General features: G+C 60.1%; 16 protein-coding genes. 8 read left to right on the top strand and 8 right to left on the bottom strand.

Going from position 1 to position 18,434, the window contains the following annotated elements; genetic code table 11:
* The first annotated feature begins 4 nt into the window (after positions 1-4).
* Genes ACMV18_RS08150 through rfbC form a run of 7 tightly spaced genes read left to right on the top strand, consistent with a single transcriptional unit; the run spans position 5 to position 5,435 of the window.
* Positions 5-1,027, top strand: coding sequence for a dehydrogenase (locus ACMV18_RS08150; protein ID WP_420817428.1), 1,023 nt, complete (start codon positions 5-7; stop codon positions 1,025-1,027).
* Positions 1,015-1,611, top strand: a complete 597-nt coding sequence (locus ACMV18_RS08145) for a D-sedoheptulose-7-phosphate isomerase (protein WP_420817427.1) — start codon at positions 1,015-1,017, stop codon at positions 1,609-1,611. The genes ACMV18_RS08150 and ACMV18_RS08145 overlap by 13 nt, the downstream gene beginning before the upstream one ends.
* On the top strand, positions 1,608-2,312 hold the full coding sequence (locus tag ACMV18_RS08140; RefSeq protein ID WP_420817426.1) for a sugar phosphate nucleotidyltransferase: 705 nt from the start codon (positions 1,608-1,610) through the stop codon (positions 2,310-2,312). Before ACMV18_RS08145 ends, ACMV18_RS08140 begins: the two co-directional genes overlap by 4 nt.
* Positions 2,309-2,887 (top strand): D-glycero-beta-D-manno-heptose 1,7-bisphosphate 7-phosphatase, encoded by a 579-nt coding sequence (gene gmhB / locus ACMV18_RS08135; protein WP_420817425.1) that lies wholly within the window; start codon positions 2,309-2,311, stop codon positions 2,885-2,887. Before ACMV18_RS08140 ends, gmhB begins: the two co-directional genes overlap by 4 nt.
* A 51-nt stretch (positions 2,888-2,938) precedes the next feature.
* Positions 2,939-4,009, top strand: a complete 1,071-nt coding sequence (gene rfbB / locus ACMV18_RS08130; RefSeq protein WP_420817424.1) for a dTDP-glucose 4,6-dehydratase — start codon at positions 2,939-2,941, stop codon at positions 4,007-4,009.
* Complete coding sequence (gene rfbA / locus ACMV18_RS08125) at positions 4,006-4,875, top strand: glucose-1-phosphate thymidylyltransferase RfbA (RefSeq protein WP_420817423.1); 870 nt, start codon at positions 4,006-4,008, stop codon at positions 4,873-4,875. The genes rfbB and rfbA overlap by 4 nt, the downstream gene beginning before the upstream one ends.
* An 8-nt stretch (positions 4,876-4,883) precedes the next feature.
* On the top strand, positions 4,884-5,435 hold the full coding sequence (gene rfbC, locus ACMV18_RS08120; RefSeq protein WP_420817422.1) for a dTDP-4-dehydrorhamnose 3,5-epimerase: 552 nt from the start codon (positions 4,884-4,886) through the stop codon (positions 5,433-5,435).
* 1 nt (position 5,436) lies between these two features.
* Here rfbC and ACMV18_RS08115 read toward each other — a convergent pair whose 3' ends face one another.
* A complete protein-coding gene (locus tag ACMV18_RS08115) occupies positions 5,437-6,552 on the bottom strand; it encodes a tetratricopeptide repeat protein (RefSeq protein ID WP_420817421.1) in 1,116 nt (371 codons plus the stop codon).
* Positions 6,533-6,859, bottom strand: a complete 327-nt coding sequence (locus tag ACMV18_RS08110; protein ID WP_420817420.1) for a helix-turn-helix domain-containing protein — start codon at positions 6,857-6,859, stop codon at positions 6,533-6,535. Before ACMV18_RS08110 ends, ACMV18_RS08115 begins: the two co-directional genes overlap by 20 nt.
* A 396-nt stretch (positions 6,860-7,255) precedes the next feature.
* Here ACMV18_RS08110 and cysC point away from each other — a divergent pair, with 396 nt between their 5' ends.
* On the top strand, positions 7,256-8,221 hold the full coding sequence (gene cysC, locus ACMV18_RS08105; RefSeq protein WP_420817419.1) for an adenylyl-sulfate kinase: 966 nt from the start codon (positions 7,256-7,258) through the stop codon (positions 8,219-8,221).
* On the opposite strand, the gene ACMV18_RS08100 is transcribed toward cysC, so the two are convergent.
* The 6 genes from ACMV18_RS08100 to ACMV18_RS08075 are packed head-to-tail and all read right to left on the bottom strand — an operon-like array spanning position 8,181 to position 18,389.
* Positions 8,181-10,778, bottom strand: a complete 2,598-nt coding sequence (locus ACMV18_RS08100; protein WP_420817418.1) for a sulfotransferase — start codon at positions 10,776-10,778, stop codon at positions 8,181-8,183. The genes cysC and ACMV18_RS08100 overlap by 41 nt on opposite strands.
* 25 nt (positions 10,779-10,803) lie before the next feature.
* On the bottom strand, positions 10,804-12,192 hold the full coding sequence (locus ACMV18_RS08095; RefSeq protein ID WP_420817416.1) for an HlyD family type I secretion periplasmic adaptor subunit: 1,389 nt from the start codon (positions 12,190-12,192) through the stop codon (positions 10,804-10,806).
* On the bottom strand, positions 12,189-13,859 hold the full coding sequence (locus ACMV18_RS08090) for an ATP-binding cassette domain-containing protein (protein WP_420817415.1): 1,671 nt from the start codon (positions 13,857-13,859) through the stop codon (positions 12,189-12,191). The genes ACMV18_RS08095 and ACMV18_RS08090 overlap by 4 nt, the downstream gene beginning before the upstream one ends.
* Before the next feature lie 19 nt (positions 13,860-13,878).
* On the bottom strand, positions 13,879-15,729 hold the full coding sequence (locus ACMV18_RS08085; protein ID WP_420817414.1) for an aldehyde dehydrogenase family protein: 1,851 nt from the start codon (positions 15,727-15,729) through the stop codon (positions 13,879-13,881).
* 3 nt (positions 15,730-15,732) lie between these two features.
* Positions 15,733-16,893: an isocitrate/isopropylmalate family dehydrogenase gene (locus ACMV18_RS08080; RefSeq protein WP_420817413.1), complete on the bottom strand. Its 1,161-nt coding sequence runs from the start codon at positions 16,891-16,893 to the stop codon at positions 15,733-15,735.
* 20 nt (positions 16,894-16,913) lie between these two features.
* Complete coding sequence (locus ACMV18_RS08075) at positions 16,914-18,389, bottom strand: class I adenylate-forming enzyme family protein (protein ID WP_420817412.1); 1,476 nt, start codon at positions 18,387-18,389, stop codon at positions 16,914-16,916.
* Positions 18,390-18,434: the final 45 nt, after the last annotated feature.

Raw genomic sequence — 18,434 nt, 5'->3', positions numbered from 1 at the left:
AGTTATGTCAGCTAAAACTCATGCCCGCGCTCCTCTCCGTCTCGGCCTCGCAGGAGGGGGAACCGATGTGTCACCTTACAGCGACCTCCACCACGGGGCGGTACTCAACGCGACCATAAGCTTGTACACGCACTGCGATTTGACGATTCTCGAGTCGGGTCCTAGCCGCTTCTACGCTGCTGATTTCAACGTCGAATGTAGTAGCGACGCGACTGGTAACGAGATCGAGCTTGCGCTGCATCACGCAGTTCATTCGCGCTTCGTGCGCCAGTACCTCAACGGAAAGACGCCGACTGTCGAGCTAGTTACATATTCGGACGCCCCCCCGGGCAGCGGGGTAGGCTCATCTTCTGCATTAGTGGTAGCTATGGTTACTGCCTACGCGCATGCATTCAACGTGCCGCTCGGCGAGTACGACGTTGCACGCTTAGCCTTCGAGATCGAACGGATCGACTGCGGCATGGCTGGCGGCAAACAGGACCAATACGCTGCGGCGTTCGGCGGGGTGAATTTCATGGAGTTCGGCCCCAACAATAACGTGATAGTCAATCCACTGCGAATCGACAATCTGACGTTGCGTCGCCTTGAGTCGCAACTAATGTTGTACTTCACTGGTCGGTCGCGGGAGTCTGCCCAGATCATCACGTCTCAGATCAAGGCCGCGTCTGAACAGCACGAGGACGCGGTTAACGCTATGCACAGTATCAAGCGGTCAGCGCTCGATATGAAGAACGCGCTTCTGCGCCAGGATCTGGATCGCGTTGTCGAGGTGCTGGGCGCCTCCTGGCTAGCGAAAAAACGCATGGCACCAGGCATAACCAATAACGATATCGACCGCGTTGCCGAAGCTGCATACGAAGCGGGTGCGCGTGGGCTGAAGGTTTCGGGTGCCGGGGGGGGGGGGTTTATGATGATTGCCGTGCCGCCCAACCGCAGGTTTGACGTCAAGCGTAAGTTGGAAGCGCTGGGTGGTCAGTTTTATGAGTTCGAGTTTGAGAAGCACGGAGCAATCGCATGGAACATGTAAATCACAATTTCGATAGCGTCCTGCGGGACTCCATCGCCACAAAGCATCAGTTGTTGAACGACGCGGCGACAATGTCTAAGGTCAGCTTTGTGGCTGAAGCTATGCTGATGTGCTACCAACAGGGTAACAAAGTTATCTTTGCGGGAAATGGTGGCAGTGCGGCTGATGCACAACACCTAGCCGCCGAGTTCGTTAGCCGCTTCGACTTCGACCGCCCAGGTCTGCCATCGCTCTCTCTGGCCACCGATACTTCAATGCTCACAGCTATTGGTAACGACTACGGCTATGAGAAACTGTTCGCTCGCCAATTGGCTGCACAAGCCCGTCCGGGCGACATCTTCGTAGGTATCACGACGTCCGGCCGATCGAAGAACGTACTGGCTGCCTTTGAGGTCGCGGCCTCCATGGGAGTTAAAACCGTGGGCCTGTGCGGAGCATCAGGAATCGCAGGAGTATCAGTCGACTTCGAGATCAGAGTCCCATCGACGAATACCGCACGTATCCAAGAGTGCCACATCGTCATTGGTCATTACTGGTGCGGCTTCGTCGAGCGCCAGTACTTTCGCCCCGACAACGCGCAATGACTCAGGTGCGCTGCCTAATCCTAGCCGGCGGTCTCGGCACCCGCATCCGTAGCGCCCTTGGAGACTTACCCAAGTGTCTAGCGCCAGTCGGTTCTACTTCCTTTATTACATTGCTGGTTGCGCACCTGCGTCGCCAGGGTTTTCCAGACATTGTCCTGTCGCTGGGCCATGGATCTGACCAGGTCGCCCGCTACGTCAAGGTACACGATGACCTGAAAGAAATCACGCTTTGCCGGGAGCCTCTACCGCTGGGCACAGGCGGAGCCATTCTCTTCGCGATGGATGAACTCGGTTTGGAAGAAGCGATCGTAGTCAATGGCGATACTCTTCTAGACGCGTCTGCTGATGCCTTGTGGTCGGAGCTGCGTCAAGATTTGTGCGAGCACATCCGTTTGCTAGGTGTGGAAGTGCCCAATGTTGCCCGGTTCGGCGCTCTGCGCTTCGATGCCGAAGGGCGCCTGACTGGCTTTCAGGAAAAGGGCGTCGAGGGGAAAGGATACATAAATGCCGGTTATTATCGCGTAAATAGGCATGTGTTCGGTGACCGGAAGCCGGGTGAAGTATTCAGTTTCGAGAACGAAATTTTAACGTCTGCTGCACGCGAAGGCTCAGTACGCGTCGTAACGGTAAGTGGCCGTTTTACCGACATAGGCGTCCCCGAGGACTACTTGGCGTTCTGTGCACAGCACGCCACGGTATGATTGGGCGCTGCATATTTATTGATCGTGATGGTGTCGTGAACGTCGAAAGGAATTACGTTCATCGGATCGAAGATTTCGAGTTCGTCTCCGGCACGCCCGAAGCCATCCGCCGTCTAAACAACGCGGGCTGGACGGTAGTAGTTGTCACTAATCAGAGCGGAATTGGCCGTGGTTTTTACACTGAAGCCGATTATCAGCTGCTGACCGTCCACATCCGTAAAGAACTTGCCCGTTTAGGCGCGCACCTAGATGCCGTGTATCACTGCCCACACACGCCCGATTGGAACCCGCCGTACGGCTGCGATTGTCGCAAGCCGCGGCCTGGTCTAATCTTTCAGGCACAAGCGGCGTTCGGTCTGGATCTGCGCAGTGCCGTCCTGGTCGGCGACAAGAAATCGGACATCGATGCAGGCCGTGCGGCCGGCGTTCCAACATGCTTCTTGGTGGAGAGTGGTCACGCCCTCAGGCCAGGCGACCGGGAGTCGGCTGATGGTGTATTCACTTGTCTGGCCGATTGCGTGGACCTCTTGCTAAATCCCTCACCAACACCTTCCCTCTCAAGCCAAAATGATTGACGTTAATAACTTTCTTAAGATTCAATTCAATGCTATTTTGGGAGATGAAATATGACCATTTTGGTCACAGGTGGTGCCGGTTTCATTGGTGCAAACTTTGTGCATGATTGGCTCGCTGGCTCCAACGAGCCAGTGGTCAATCTAGACAAGCTCACTTATGCGGGCAACCTGCAAACCTTGGACAGCTTGGAGGGCGATGCGCGCCATGTATTCGTGCAAGGCGACTTGGGCGACCGCAACTTGGTGGATACCCTGCTGGCCCAGCACCGCCCCCGTGCCGTGCTGCACTTTGCCGCCGAAAGCCATGTGGACCGATCCATCCACGGTCCCGAAGACTTTATCCAGACCAACATCGTTGGCACCTTTCGCCTGCTCGAAGCCGTACGCGCCTACTGGTCCAACTTGCCCGAGGCCGAAAAATCCGCCTTCCGCTTCCTGCACGTCAGCACCGACGAGGTCTATGGCACCCTTTCCAAAGACGCCCCACCGTTTGCAGAAACCAACGCCTACGAACCAAATAGCCCGTATTCAGCCAGCAAAGCCGCCAGCGACCACCTGGTGCGCGCCTGGCATCACACCTACGGCCTGCCGGTGGTTACCACCAACTGCAGCAACAACTACGGGCCCTACCACTTCCCCGAGAAGCTCATCCCGCTCATGATCGTCAACGCACTGGCCGGCAAAGCGCTGCCGGTCTACGGCGACGGGCAGCAAGTGCGCGACTGGCTCTACGTGAAAGACCACTGCAGCGCCATCCGCCGCGGGCTCGAAGGCGGGCGCCTGGGCGAAACCTACAACATCGGTGGCTGGAACGAAAAGCCCAACATCGAGATCGTGCACACCGTCTGCGCGCTGCTTGACGAGTTGCGCCCCAAGGCCGACGGCAGCAGCTACAAATCCCAAATCACCCACGTGCCCGACCGCCCTGGCCATGACCGGCGCTACGCCATCGACGCGCGCAAGATCGAGCGCGAACTGGGCTGGAAGCCCGCCGAAACGTTCGAGACCGGCATTCGCAAGACGGTGCAGTGGTATCTGGACAACCCGGAGTGGGTAGCCAATGTTCAAAGTGGCGCATACCGAGAATGGGTGGCCAAGCAATATGAGGGAGAAGCCGCATGACACGTAAAGGCATCATCCTGGCCGGGGGCTCTGGCACCAGGCTCTACCCCGTGACGCAGGCAGTGAGCAAGCAGCTCATGCCGGTGTACGACAAACCCATGGTTTATTACCCGCTGTCCACGCTAATGCTCAGCGGCATTCGCGATGTGCTGTTAATCAGCACACCGCAGGACACACCTCGTTTTGCCGACCTGCTGGGCGACGGTGCACGCTGGGGGATGAACATTCAGTACGCAGTGCAACCCAGCCCGGATGGACTGGCGCAAGCCTTTATCATCGGTCGCAATTTTGTGGGCAATCACCCCAGCTCCCTGGTGCTGGGTGACAACATCTTCTACGGGCACGACTTGGTGAAGCAACTGCACAGCGCGAACGACCGCACCAGTGGCGCCAGCGTGTTTGCCTACCATGTGCACGACCCGGAGCGTTACGGCGTGGTGGCATTTGACGAGCAACAACGCGCCATCAGCATCGAAGAAAAGCCCAAGGTACCCAAGAGCAACTATGCGGTCACGGGTTTGTACTTCTATGACCAACAGGTGTGCGACATTGCGGCAGACATCAAACCCTCTGCACGTGGCGAGCTAGAAATCACCGATGTGAACCGCCGCTACCTGGAGCAAGGCCAGCTGAATGTGGAAATCATGGGCCGGGGCTATGCCTGGCTGGACACCGGTACCCACGACAGCTTGCTGGAGGCCGCCAGTTTTATTGCCACCCTGCAAAAGCGCCAAGGCCTGCAAGTGGCCTGCCCCGAAGAGATTGCCTTTCGCCAGGGCTGGATCAACGCCGAGCAGCTGGCAGCATTGGCAGACCCGTTGAAAAAGAACGGCTACGGGCAGTACCTGCTCAGCCTTTTGAGGTGAGCTGAGCCATGCCCTACACAGTGACTACAACAGCGCTGCCAGAAGTTCTGATCCTGGAGCCCAAGGTCTTCGGTGATGACCGTGGTTTCTTCTTTGAGAGTTTCAACCAACGCGACTTTCAGCAGGCCACCGGCTTGGACGTGCACTTCGTTCAAGACAACCACAGCAAATCCAGCCAAGGGGTGCTGCGTGGGCTGCATTACCAGATAAAGCACCCGCAGGGCAAGCTGGTGCGGGTGACGCAAGGAGCCGTTTTCGACGTGGCGGTTGACCTGCGTCGTTCATCAACCAACTTCGGCAAATGGGTGGGCGTTGAACTATCGGCAGACAACAAGCGCCAACTGTGGGGGCCGCCGGGTTTTGCGCATGGCTTTGTGGTCACCAGCGAGTCGGCTGAGTTTCTGTACAAAACCACCGACTACTGGTACCCGGAGCATGAGCGCAGCCTGCTGTGGTGTGACCCGACGGTTGGTGTTCAGTGGCCTGTGGATGGTGAACCCAAGCTTGCGGCGAAAGACGCAGCGGGCAAGGTCTTGGCCGAGGCAGATTGCTTTGCTTGAGTCACTGAAGTGATCGAATGGGCGGGCGCTGGAACCCATCACGAACCCACGGCCAAATTTCGACGTCCCAGCGATTTTTGACCTTCCGCACCATCTTCTTGGACAGCGTGTCCGTGATGCGGTCAACGAAATCCAATGATTGCCTCGCGTAAGGGGCACGCTTTTCAGCGTCTCGCTCGTAAGTCATCCCCTCATGCAGCGCCATCATCTCTGCGCGTTCCTTCAGCACGGGCGATGCATTGAACACCCAGTCGACAAAGTCGATCTCCTCCGGTGTCCAGTCACAGGCGGCGGAGTCGAGATAGTCAACCGCCCAGTCTGGGCCATGCACATTGGTGGCGTGCCAGTACAGGTGTTCTGACAGCACCGTGCGTCCGGTCAATCCCTCCGCAATGTAGGGGTTCGCGGCAATGCCCCGCCGCAGGTAGGTGCAGGCCGCCACATAGTCCCTCTCCCGAAACGCAATCAGCGCGGCCTGGTACCAGTGCGCCGGTGAGTTGGACGCGCCTTTCAGGTATTCCTTCATGGCGGCTTGGTGGTCGCCCTGGAGCAAGGCGATATCACCCAGCAAAAAACGCACACCGATGTTGTCCATGGGGCACCAGGCCAGCATCTGCTTGGCCAGCGTCATGGGGGCTTCGCCCGCTTTTGCTTTGTCCCGCCGGCGCATCAAGCCCAGCAGGGTGCCGTGCGCCAGGCGCAGGAAGGGCCGGTTGTCCACCTCACCCCAGGTGATCTGGCCTTTGAAGCCTTTGGGGATGTGGGCCAGTGCCTGGTTGTAGGCCCGTTCATACACCTCAGTGGCTTCATCCTGCAGGCCCAGTGCCCACAACCGGTTGGCCATGAAGTTCTGAATTTCCAGGTTGTAGGGCGTGGTGGCTTCCAGCTTGCGCGCTTGCATCAGCGCCTGCTTGTGGCTGAGCTGACCGGCCTCCAGCTTGTCGATCAGCACGTCCAGGGCTTCTTCGTCCTGCCAGTGGCGGCTGAAACGGCCGTACTGGGTGGGCTTGCTGGTTTCCGGGTCATCGAAGATTTCGATGGTGAAGGAAAGCGAGGAGGACTCAGGACTTGGGACTGAGGGTTGAGTGGGGGCCGGGTCAGGTTTTTTCTTGGGCATGGTCGGGTGTTGGAGCTTCAGGGTGGTTGGGCGCGGCAGCGGCCTGGCCCGCGTGGGTGGTGTAGATCCGGCCGTTGTTGGCCACATAGCGGCGCAGGTCTGGTGCCATGGCGTCCGGCACGATCAACACCGTCATCCCCATCGCCTCCGCCATGCGCTCGATGGACGACAACCGCGGATCGCGCTTGCCGCTTTCAATTTCCGACAAATGCTGCGGCGACATGCCCACCTTGGCAGACAACATCTCCAGCGTCAGACGACGCTGGTTGCGCTGGCGGCGCAAGAAGGCGGGGATCAAAGTGTCCATGGGGATAGCGTAGCGCAACCACGAGGCAATCGATCATACGATCGTGTGAATTCGTGTAGGGGTGCGATCTTTTTTGGCATGTGGTCAGTCCTGCGGGCTGGAGTGACACATTCAGGCGCTGTTCAGAGAAGAAGCCAAGTCCGCGTGCGCGGGGCAGTGGAAAAGTGGACAATCACCCGAAACGGTACTCACTGATCCTCAACAGTACCCAGGTGTTGAGAGAGTTGGTTCGAAACCAGTCGCCTCTGCACCACCATACACAAAGCCCTGAATCTCACCGATTCAGGGCTTTTTCTTTGTCCATCGCCGATAACCCTGAACCAGGTCACTCACACAAGCTGGCCACACAGGGTTAGGCCACCGTAGCATAGGCACATTGATCGATCATGATGTGCCATGAAGCCCCAACATCCTTCTCTTAGCCACAGTGGCGAGCAATTTGAGGCGCTCATCCGGTGGTGTTCGCCTGAGATCGGTCTGGCCGGTCGAGACTATGTAATTGATCGAGCATCGCCGTCAGCACGCTTGTGCATCACCCGCATCAAGTACAAGCTGGACGCCACATCAGGCGCCATGCTCCCCTGTCGTGAACTCCATGCGGGCGATATCGCGCTTTGCAATGTGGCGCTCACAACCGCCATGCCAACTGGCATGACGCTTTCGCTGGTCGACTCTGAGTCCGACGTGCCACGCCACACATCAGCGAATACGCTGGCATCGGTTGAGCTCAAGCATGTCCTGCGTCGGGCAGAAAACCTGCACACGCAAGCGCTGAGCGTGCAACGACACCATCGGGAATGGCTCCATGGGCATCCGGGCTGCGTACTGTGGTTCACGGGCCTGTCTGGCTCGGGCAAGTCCACGCTTGCCAACGCGCTGGAGCAGACCTTGCACGAGCAGGGCTGGCACACGTACATCCTCGACGGCGACAACATCCGCCAAGGGTTGAACAAGGACCTCGGATTCACCGATGCCGATCGCGTCGAGAACATTCGACGCATCGCTGAGGTGGCCAAACTGATGGTCGACGCGGGCCTGGTCGTGATGACGGCGTTCATCTCGCCCTTCCGCAAAGAGCGGGACATGGCACGCGACCTGATCGGTGCCGACCGCTTCCTGGAGGTGTACGTCAACACCCCGCTGGAAATCTGCGAGGCGCGGGACGTCAAAGGCCTCTACAAAAAGGCGCGCCAAGGCCTGATTCCCAATATGACAGGCATCAACAGCCCCTATGAGGCACCGGAACAACCCGGTCTGGTTTTGAGCGGGGCGGCAGAGACGCTGGATGATGCCGTTGAGTCGCTGATGGACTGGTTGTCCGTCAAAGCGGGTCAGCTGACTCCACAGGAAGCACCTCGCTGAGAGGCTGCTTGCCGGCCAGCATCTGCCGTAAACGCTGGACCTGCTCGGTGCGACCCCGTGCTTCTTCCACTTTGATCAGGTTCTCGGCCCAGCTGCGGTGTCCGCGATGGAAACGCAGCGAACGCCCCATCCAGGTGGCAGCATCGTCCAACTTGCCTTGCTGAAAGCAAGCTGCGCCACGGAAATGCATGGCAGCAGCATGACGAGGCTGCTCTTCGAGCAATCGTGCGAACAAGGACTCGGCTTCCTGTGCTTGCCCCTTTCGCAAGGCCGCCATGGCGTCCAGGAAGAGTCCAGGCTGTCGCGCCGGAACGGGCCACGCCTGGGGCGAGGCAGGCACCTGGGCCAAGGCGGCTTCCAGCGGCGCCAGATGGGCTTCGTACTTTTTCCACTTGGCTTTCGAGGTGGTGTAAACCGGTTGTCGAACCTGCCATACCGATGCCGTTTTCACGGCACGATCCAATGACTGAAACGCCAACACACCGGGCTCCCAGGCCAAGCCGAGAAAATCGATGATGCGGTGAGCCCACCCATCGACATCGTCCACCAATGCGTCGTAATCGACCTCCAGAATCTGGCCGGGGAACACATCGTGCCAGTGCGCCATCAGCCGTTGATGGTCCACCAGTTGCTCGCCGATCCATGTCAGGTCATAGGCAAAGCCCATGCCGCCAAACTTCGCACCGTAGTCGATGAAGTAGTTCGACATGGCCACGTCGCGTGGCTCTCGCTTGAGATGCAGGATGCGTGCATTGGGAAACAGCAGCTTGATCAGGCCCACGTGCTCGAAGTTGTGCGGCAATTTGTCCACGATGCGCTGGGCGTCCGGCGCGTAGGCGCGTAACTCGGACAGAAGTTTGTCGGCAAAACGCTTCGACTCCTCCTGCGTCATGTCGTCAACGCATTCCGGGTAGCGACGCCCGGTGCCCAGGTTCATCTCCCAGGCTTCGAGCTTTTGAATTTGCTGTGGAATCAGAGACAGTTCACCGGCGCCAAAAATCTGACTGTGGCTCCCCAGGATCTGTTCGACCAAGGTCGTCCCGGAGCGAGGCATACCCAACACAAAAACAGGTACTTCGGACGGGTTGCCGTAGCCCGCACGGGATGCCATGAACGCGGCAGAAAAGCGTGCCATCTCACGTTCGATGCGGTCACGGTGTTCTTCGGGCTGGTAGTGCAACAAGGCCTTGGTCGCCTCGTTGGCCTCGGTGGCCAGAGCCCAGGCCTTGTCGGCATCGCCCTTCTTTTCCCATGCAGAGGCCAGACTGAACAACAGATGCGCCTTGACCGGCCCTTCCATGCTGGGGCGCCGTGCTGCCACTTCCATCTGACTCAAAACGGCTGGATCTTCAGGCACCTGCCGGGCGTGGATGAGCTGGTTCCAGCCCATCATGGGAGCCACAGCCTTGAGGCGCTCAAACACTTCTGTGGCCTCCTCAACGCGGCCGATCTGCATCAGCAACTGCCCCAGCCCAGACAATGCGCGCGGGTAGTCAGGCGCCTCGGCGAGCGCAGCACGGTACGTGGCTTCGGCCTCCGACGTTTGGTCCAGATCCGCCTGCACATGGGCCTTGGCCGCCAACGCTTGCGCACGCACGCCGCCGGATTGACCTGCGGTCAATGCGAGCGCTTTGTCTGCTGCCTCCTGTGCATTGACATTCACCAGCCGATGATCACTGAGGGTGGCCAGTTGGGCCCACAGTGCCGCCGAATCAGGCTTCATGTCCAGGGCACGCTGCAAGGCTCGTGCAGCTTCACCATGGTGCCCGCGAACGCGCGCCAACTCGGACATCAAGGCCCACAGCGCAACAGAATCGGGATACTTGTCCAGAGCCTCGCGCAACAGGTCCGCAGCCTCTTCATGTTCACCCTTGCTGGACAAGGTGTTCACCAGGCTTTCGATGCCGGCAGGTGAAGCCACGGTGGCCAGATCTCTCAAGATCACTTTGGCCGCTTCAGGCTGACCCGCTGCAAACAGCGCGTCTGCACGGGTGGCCATCAACAACTCCCCTTCCGGGTCATCGCTGACCACCTTTTCAGGCAGGACCAGGAGCGCGCGCTCTGCCTCGCCAAGCTCCAGGTAAGCGCGGGCCAGATTCAGAGCAGCACCACTGGAGTCCGGCATGGCGCTGTGCGCTGCCTGAAGGTGCGTCAAGGCAGCCTGGGTGCTGCCTGCGGCGAGCAAGCAAGCCCCCAGGCGCGCATGCGCCAGCACATGATCGGGACGCACGGCCAACGCCGCCTGAAAGTATGGCAAGGCTTTGGGCAAGGCCCCCACCTTGAACCAGGCACTGCCGAGCGTGACGAGCACTTCGGACTGTTTGATCTCGGACGCCGGTGGCAGTGTGCTCAACACCTCTGCTGCAGATGAGGCGTCATCCATGAAGGACAAGGCCAGGGCCTCCATGCCTTTCGCAGCCACGCGCGCAGCGGGCAACTTGGCCAATTCCCGGCAGTCACGCAGCGCGGACTCGTACTGACCTTCAGCCACCCACTTCTGGATTTGCAGGAAGCGCTCGTTCAGTCCTGCGCTGGCAGATGAGGCTTGCTGGTTCATGATGATGTCCCTCAATTGGATGTTGTCAGCGCTCGGTCAGTGGATGCACGGCAGAGCCGATGAACGGCTCCAACAGCAGGGCCAAGACGGATCGCGAGCCGGTGATGATGGCAGCGGTGACTTGCACGCCAGGCCGCAAGGGATACTTGTCGTCCTGCCGCTGGAAATAGAGCGACTCGGGGGCCAGTCGCACGATGTAATAACTCGCGCCGGTTTTTTCGTCCGCCATGGCATCCGGGCTGACATGCACCACCTTGGCCATGATGGCGGAGAAGCCATTGCCACCACTGGCAATCGACAAGCGTGCCTTCTCGCCCACATTCACATAGCCAATTTCGGAGATGGGCAGCTTGGCTTCAACCAGCAAAGAGTCCCCTTCTGGCACCAATGTGGCCAAGGTGCCACCGGGCGGAATCACGGCACCCTTGTTTTTCACGAAAAGGGTCATGATGGTTCCGGCCACCGGCGCCTTGACCGTGGTGCGGGCCTGAGAATCATTGGGCTTTCGCAAGCGCTCACGCAATGAGCCTAACTCGGTACTGACTTCCTGCAGCTCTTTGCGCAGCGCGACCTCATCATTGCGCTTGAATGCAGCGTATTCAGCCTGGGCTTCGTCCAGCGCCACTTCTGCGCGACGTTGTGTGGCGATGGTCGTGTTGCGATCAGACTCGATTTGCGCTTGTTCCTTGCGCAACTGCAAGTGCTCATAGTCGTTGGTCAGCTTTTGCTTGAGCATCTGCTCGCTGATGGCGACTTGCTCGCCAATGAAGCGCGACCGCGACTGCAAACCTGCCAGACGCTCTTTGGCCTCCTGGATCTCCGCCCGCCGCTGCGCCACCTTCGATTCGTAGGACTGCTCCATGGCGGTCAAGCGCTGGCGATACGTGTTGAAGGCCGAGATGTCCTCTCTGGCGAACTGGGGAAAGTTTTTCTCGAGCTCTGCCGGGATGACCAAGGCCGTCTTGTGCTCCAGCAAGGCCGTCAAACGCAAGGCCTTGATTTCATAACTAGCGGCACGACTGCGCATGTCGCCAACATCTGCGTCAGGCGCCACATCTTCCAGTTCAGCAATCACCGCGCCCGCTGCAACACGCTGGCCTTCCGTGACCTGTATGTCTCTGACGATGCCGCCTTCCAGATGCTGAATCTTCTTGAGTTGCCCCGCGGGTGTGACTTGCCCTTGCGCATAGCTGGCCACGTCCAGATGGAAGAAGCTCCCCCACACCAGAAAGGCCAGCACCACATACACCAAGGCCCACAACAAGGGTGCACGCTGATAGGCCGCCACCAGCACTCGCACGCCAGGTAGACCCTGGAAGGCATGCACCACCGCCTGCCATCGAGAGTCCGCTTGATTCAGGCCAGACTCGAGCGCATCCAGGGTGCGCGTCAATCGACTTTGCTCGGCATTCATGCTTTGTCTCCTGCAATCTGGGGCACGTTGCGCACCACGGCAGGTACGGGCTTCTTGTCCATTTCCACCACCACGTCCGCCGCTCGCAGAATGAATGCTTCGTTGGAGGCCACCACGATGGTTCTCTTTTCGGTGAGCAGGCGATTCAACAGCTTGGCCACTGCGGCATGACCAGCCTGATCGAGCCCCTCGGTCGGATCATCCAGAAACACCACCTTGGGATCCCCCAGCACCGCACGAATCAGTGCAAAGCGCCGACGCATCCCCACTGCCATGCCCGACTCATGGCTGCTCATGGCACGGTCCAGGCCTTGTGGATCCTGTGCGAGGAAGCTTTCGAGGCCCATGTCGCGGATCAAGCCGATGACCTGTTCGTCCGCAATGTCACGGTCCAGCAGCAGGTTTTCGCGCAGCGTCCCATCAAAGAACACCGGCTCTTGTGGGGCATAGCCAATGTGAGCACGCCACCACTCTTGCGACAACTGCCGCAACTCAATGCCATCGGCACGGACCATGCCGCGCAATGGGGTCAGCAAGCCCAGCATGACCTTGATGAGGGTGGACTTCCCGGCCCCGTTGGGCCCCGAGATGGCAATCACCTGACCGGGCTGCGCTTCAATGTCGAGACGCTCAAACAGTGGCACCGGTTGCTGAGGATAGGAGAACGCCACATCCACCACTTCCAGTCGTCCACTGAGCGTGGCGGGTGCCGAGCCTGCACTCGATTCCAGCTCGGCGGCTTCCGCGGCCTGCAAGGCCTTGTCAGCACGGTCAGCCCGCAAAATGGGATCTGCCAGATACGCCGCACGGCTGCAAACCGCAAAACCGCGTGACACCAGAATGTTGGCGCCGATCAATGCGCCCGTCGTGAGATCGCCGCGAACCGCTGCTGCCGCCCCGAATGCATAGACCACCACCGTCAGAAGCTGGCCGACCATCTGAATGGTGTTTTGCATATTGGATTGTTCAACCATCCCGGCACGCCGTGAGCCCAGACTGGCACTCTGGACTTCGCCCCACCGCCGAGACAAGGGGCCCACCAGCGGCAAGGCACGGATCGTTTCCCCTGCGGTCAAGAGGAACTGAGACAGTTGCTGCGCCCGCGAGCTGGCTTTGGCATGTTCTTCGGCCACCACGCGCTGACGACGCTCCCCCAGTGCGCCCAGCACCAGCGCCCACACGCAGGCGGCCAAGCCAAACAGGCCCAATGGCCAATACAGCAAGGTGGCGGCCACCAGATAGAAACCGCAGAAAGGCAAGTCGAGCAAGGCCCCCAGATTGGTCACCGAACCCAGTTGCTGGATCGTTGCGGGGGCACCCAGCCCTTCGCGGCGCACGGCCAGTGGCACCTTGTTCAAGGCATCGAGGCGCGCACCGCTGAACGCGCCGAAGACACGCTGACTGGCGTGCATGTCGTTGTCGTGGCTCAGGGTCATCAGCACCGCTTGTCGCTGGCGACGCAACATCACTTCGAAGGCAATGGCGATCAACACCCCCAACGTCAAGGTCACCAGCGTGGGGGCGAGCCCAATCGTCACATAGCGGTTCATCAAGTGGATGCTGTAGAGCGACGAGCCCAAACCCAACAAGTTGATGACCACGGTGGAGACGATCAACTCCGGTGCGTTGGGACTGGCAAGCAAGCTTTTGATCAGTTTTTTCAACATGCATTCATCCAATCACAACTCAACTTGCAGGAAGGTAAACCGCCTGGGGGCGTGCATAGAATTCCAAGTCCCAGCGCCCATGCTCTGGTGGTCCGACGGCTGAACCTTTCCAGCCCGCGAAGGGGGCATCGGGATGGAGCCAGGCCCGGCTCCCCAGACGCAACATACCGGCTTGGGCTTGCGACAAGAACTGGCTTTGCTCGTCTGCCGAGCCACCGCACAAACATGCGATCAGACCGTGAGGGACTGCATTGACCTGCGCCATGGCTTCATCGAAATGCTGTGCCACCGAGATCACCGCGATGGGCCCGAAGGACTCCTGCTGATAGACCTCCGTTGACACGTCCGCACGCAGCACGGTTGGCTCGTACCGAAGCGAATCGGTTGGGGCACGCTGTCCCCCGCACAACAAGGATGCGCCCTGCGCCAAAGCAGTCTGGACGATGCCCTGCATGCGTTGCACGCGATGCGCGTGAATCAAGGGCGCCACGACGGTCTGGGGATCCGACAGGTCCCCAGCAGGCAAGGCCTGGGCATGAAACACGAAGCGCTCTGAAAATGCGGCCATCAGGTCGGCATGCACAATCATGCGGCGCACCGCCGTACAACGCTGGCCAGAGTAGCCAAAAGCAGCCATTGCCAGGTCTTGCGCAACCTGCTCCACATCGCAGCCAGGCCACACCACCGCAGCGTTGTTGCCGCCAAGCTCGGCTTGCAAGGGCTTCTGAGTCACGGCACAAATGGCCCGTGCGCGAGCCCCCGTGACCATGGAGCCTGTCAGGCTGACGGCATCGACACCGGCATGTCGCATCAAGGCTTCCCCCACCCGCCCGTCTCCGGCGAGCATCGTGACCCAACCGCGCGGCCAGCCTGCTTCGACCAAGGTTTGCAAAAGGGCCTCAGAGACTCGCGGGCACTCTGGCGCGGGCTTCCACACCACGGCATTGCCGAACGCCAGTGCCGGCGCCAGCTTGCCGACAGGGATGGCCACCGGGTTGTTCCAGGGCGTGATCAGTGCCACGCAGCCATGTGGTCGGTAGCGAACCTTCACCCCGTCAGCGAGCACGTGCTCGCGCTGTCGGCTCAACTCCATGGCGGATCGGAGATGTGCCAGCGCACGGCTGAATTCTTCTCGGGCATCTCGAATGGGCTTACGCACCTCATCGACCATGAGGCTGATCAAGGCGGACTGCTCTCGCTCCAGCACAGCGAGCCACGCAGTCAGTCGCGCCGCGCTGTCTGACTGACCAGACAGATGCGATCGGGCATGCTGCACCGCGTCGTCCACCTGTCGATCGACGATGGCGGGTTGGGCGGCACCCGACAACCAGTCACGGCAAGGCATGAACCGCGCGGCACGGGCCCCCAGCCAGCGATGAGTCAGCTCGGCATGCAGCACATCAGGGGAGGCCACGGCATCATCCAGCACGATGGATTGCCACCCCATGGCATAGGCATCCAACACACCTTGTCGGACGCACGCGTGCTTGTACAAGCCTGCCCAAATCAATTGTTCAATACCCCACGCTTGCAGCGTTGCCGCCAAATCGGTGCGAGCAAAGGGGCTGAAGAAGGCTTTCTCCATCACCCGCTCGCCGGGCATGGGGCTCAAGGCAGCCGGCGGCTGCGCACCGACTGTGCCCCGAACGCATTGGGCGGTATCCGCGCGCTGCCAGTGGGGCATGGCATGGCTCAAATCCGGGTTCACCACTGTGTGCACATGGATGACCGGCACACCGGCGGCACGTGCGCCCGCCAGTGCCAGGCTTACTTGTGCAATCAGGCTTTCACGATCAGGCGTCAGTCCGGCTCTGCGCAGGAAATCCTCCTGCACATCCACCACGATCAATGCCTGCTTCAATGCGTCCATCGGTCACGCCACGGCTCGCGCCAGGCTCATCAGTCTCGCATGGAGGGCGTGTGCCACCTTCTCACCCATTTCACGGGTGCCCACCAGTCGGGCATGTGGCTCCATCACATCGGCTGTGCGCCAGCCTGCATGCAACACGTCGTCCACCGCAGAACGCAGTGCGTGGGCGATGTCGGTCAGACCGAAGGACTCGTGCAGCATCATGGCCAGAGACAGCACCTGCCCAATGGGATTGGCTTTGTCTTGCCCCGCCAGATCATGCGCGGCGCCATGACCGGTCTGATAGACCGCACGCCCGTTCGGGCCGTAATTGGCCGAATACGATACGCCGCGCGACGCCATGAGCACGGTGGCGCCGTCTGCCAAGACATCGCCAAACATATTGGGCGTCACGACCACGTCGAAATGCTGTGCGCGGGCCACCATCTGATAGCAGGCGTTGTCCACCTCCAGGTAGCTGACCTCTATATTCCGACCCTGCAGCACCCGCTTGGCGGTGCTCTCCCACAGATCGCTCATCACGCCGGTGGCGCCGGGCTTGAAGACCACACACAGCCGCTGGCGTCGTTGCGCAGCCATGTCTGCGGCCACGCCGACGAGGCGTGCGATGTCCTGCTCCCGGTAATCGAATGTCATGCGGGCCACGCGTTCGCCCACATCGCCCTGCAGTGACGACTCTCCGAAATACAGGCCCCCGATGTTGTCCCGAACCACCAGCACATCGACGTCGCGGACCGCTTCGGGCCGCAGCACGCCCACACCGCTCAAGGAGGCCAGGGGAATCAGAGGCACCAGCTTGCAATACAGATCGAACCGGCGGCGCAGGGCGTAAACGAATCGGGCCCCACCGGGTCCGCACAGCACGGCTCCTTGGTGGGCGAACGTGTCTTCGCAAAACGCCACCACCTCGTCGGTCAGGCTGGTGCCCGCCGCTTTGACGGCGTCTTTGCCAATCAGACCGCCTTGTCGCACATCGAAGCGCACCGGCGAACATGCTTCGATCACGCCCAGCAGGTTCACGCAAATGTCGATCAGAGACGGGCCAATGCCCTCCCCTGGCAAAGTGCCAACGCGATAGACGGGGTGGCCAGCCACCTCTCTCACGGTTGCACGGTCGGTCTGGTGATCAGGGCCCGACGTGACAACAGAACTCAAACGCATCATGTGCTCGCGATCCGCCGTTATCAATGTAAGGTTTGCCCTTGACCCGGGTTAGACAACAACTCAGGCAGTGCTGTTCGGATCAGTTTACCTGCCGGATTGCGTGGCAGTTGCGGGACCAGCAAAAAGCGCTGAGGCGCCTGCCGACCCATGCGCATGTCACGGCAATAGTCTGTGAATTTGCGTTGCACCGCGCCACTGTGATTGAGCACGATGGCAGCCATCAGGACCTTGTTGCCCAAGGCGTTGTCGGCCACAAAAACCGCCACTTCCTTGACCTCGGGGTGCTGCTGAAGCACCGACTCGATTTGCTCGGGATGCAATTTCTGCCCGCCGATATTGAGTCGATCATCTGCGCGCCCCTCGATGCGCACCAGCCCATCGGATGTGACCATGCCGATGTCTCGCGTCATGAACCAGCCGTCCACAAAGCGGTCGGCGGTCCGAACTTCGTCGCGGTAATAGCTCTGGGGCATGCCGGGCACTTTGACGCGCAATTCACCGGTCTGGCCCACGGCCAATACCTCGCCGTTTGGACCCAAGGCTTGCACCAGCACCCCAGGCTTGCAACGACCGGCGAACTCCGGGTGCGAAGTCAACAGATCAGGGGAAGCGATCGACACGGCCCCTACCTCGCTCAAGCCGTATGGCAAGGAGATGTTGGGCGACAAGCGCGTCTTGGCGATGGCAATTTGCTGACGGGTGAGTGCACCGCCCACCATGCGCAGGTGCCGCATGGAAGGAAAGGCCGGACCCGGCTCGGTGTTCAGGGTGGCCATTTCAGCAATCAGCGCAGGCGCCATCAACGCATGCGTGACACCGTACAGCTGCACCGTCTGGAAGTAGGAGCGGATGTCATGAAGCCGGTTGAAAACCACCATCCCACCGGACAAGAGCGCCGCGAAGGCCGACAAATTGCCCAAGGTGAGATGCAAGTTGGAGGGCATCAGGCGAGTTTGTGCGTCGCAGTTGTCGACCGTGGTGGCAATGCGATGACCCCAGTACGCATGCGTATACAAGATGCCACCTGGCATGCCCGTGGTGCCGGACGTCAAGCCAATGCGAGCGGGTGTTTCCGGTGCAGGCCAATACGGAATGAAGCGCAGATCCGCCGACTCCAGCGGCTTGAGCACGGCCGCATCCAGGACCACCGCAGGCACACCGGGCGGCACTTGTGCGTCCGGCATGCAAATCAACCGACTGGCACCAAACTTCGCCATCAACCGTTGCTGCCCGGCAGGCGGGGTGGCGGGGTGAACCGGTAGGGAAACAGCGCCCAGCCGGGCCACGGCCAGCATGGCGGCCAGGTGCAAGGGAGAGTGATCCAGCGACATGCCCATCACTTCCCCTGGTGCCACGCCCTGTTCATGCAAGTGACGCGATGTCGCGACCACCAACTTCAAGAACTGCCCCCGGGTCATCACCTGCCCCTGGTGAATCAGGGCGGGAGCGGCTGGGTGTCGCTGAACCACACCCAGAAATTGATCGATCAGGTTCATAACTCGCAATAGATAAGACGGGGTGGCGCCCTCATGGGAGCGTCA

The sequence above is a fragment of the Aquabacterium sp. genome (assembly GCF_048860245.1).
Lineage (GTDB): Bacteria > Pseudomonadota > Gammaproteobacteria > Burkholderiales > Burkholderiaceae_C > Aquabacterium.
The sequence above is the reverse complement of the archived record's forward strand: the minus strand, read 5'-3'. Positions and strand labels throughout refer to the sequence as shown.

What these genes read in the sequence shown, in the direction of transcription:
- ACMV18_RS08150 (WP_420817428.1), top strand. Translation starts at nt 5, where the DNA reads ATGTCAGCTAAAACTCATGCCCGCGCTCCTCTCCGTCTCGGCCTCGCA.
- rfbC (WP_420817422.1), top strand. Translation starts at nt 4,884, where the DNA reads ATGCCCTACACAGTGACTACAACAGCGCTGCCAGAAGTTCTGATCCTG.
- ACMV18_RS08095 (WP_420817416.1), bottom strand. Translation starts at nt 12,192, where the DNA reads ATGAATGCCGAGCAAAGTCGATTGACGCGCACCCTGGATGCGCTCGAG.
- ACMV18_RS08110 (WP_420817420.1), bottom strand. Translation starts at nt 6,859, where the DNA reads ATGGACACTTTGATCCCCGCCTTCTTGCGCCGCCAGCGCAACCAGCGT.
- ACMV18_RS08080 (WP_420817413.1), bottom strand. Translation starts at nt 16,893, where the DNA reads ATGATGCGTTTGAGTTCTGTTGTCACGTCGGGCCCTGATCACCAGACC.
- ACMV18_RS08090 (WP_420817415.1), bottom strand. Translation starts at nt 13,859, where the DNA reads ATGTTGAAAAAACTGATCAAAAGCTTGCTTGCCAGTCCCAACGCACCG.
- ACMV18_RS08115 (WP_420817421.1), bottom strand. Translation starts at nt 6,552, where the DNA reads ATGCCCAAGAAAAAACCTGACCCGGCCCCCACTCAACCCTCAGTCCCA.
- rfbB (WP_420817424.1), top strand. Translation starts at nt 2,939, where the DNA reads ATGACCATTTTGGTCACAGGTGGTGCCGGTTTCATTGGTGCAAACTTT.
- ACMV18_RS08100 (WP_420817418.1), bottom strand. Translation starts at nt 10,778, where the DNA reads ATGAACCAGCAAGCCTCATCTGCCAGCGCAGGACTGAACGAGCGCTTC.
- ACMV18_RS08140 (WP_420817426.1), top strand. Translation starts at nt 1,608, where the DNA reads ATGACTCAGGTGCGCTGCCTAATCCTAGCCGGCGGTCTCGGCACCCGC.
- cysC (WP_420817419.1), top strand. Translation starts at nt 7,256, where the DNA reads ATGAAGCCCCAACATCCTTCTCTTAGCCACAGTGGCGAGCAATTTGAG.
- ACMV18_RS08145 (WP_420817427.1), top strand. Translation starts at nt 1,015, where the DNA reads ATGGAACATGTAAATCACAATTTCGATAGCGTCCTGCGGGACTCCATC.
- ACMV18_RS08085 (WP_420817414.1), bottom strand. Translation starts at nt 15,729, where the DNA reads ATGGACGCATTGAAGCAGGCATTGATCGTGGTGGATGTGCAGGAGGAT.
- rfbA (WP_420817423.1), top strand. Translation starts at nt 4,006, where the DNA reads ATGACACGTAAAGGCATCATCCTGGCCGGGGGCTCTGGCACCAGGCTC.
- ACMV18_RS08075 (WP_420817412.1), bottom strand. Translation starts at nt 18,389, where the DNA reads ATGAACCTGATCGATCAATTTCTGGGTGTGGTTCAGCGACACCCAGCC.
- gmhB (WP_420817425.1), top strand. Translation starts at nt 2,309, where the DNA reads ATGATTGGGCGCTGCATATTTATTGATCGTGATGGTGTCGTGAACGTC.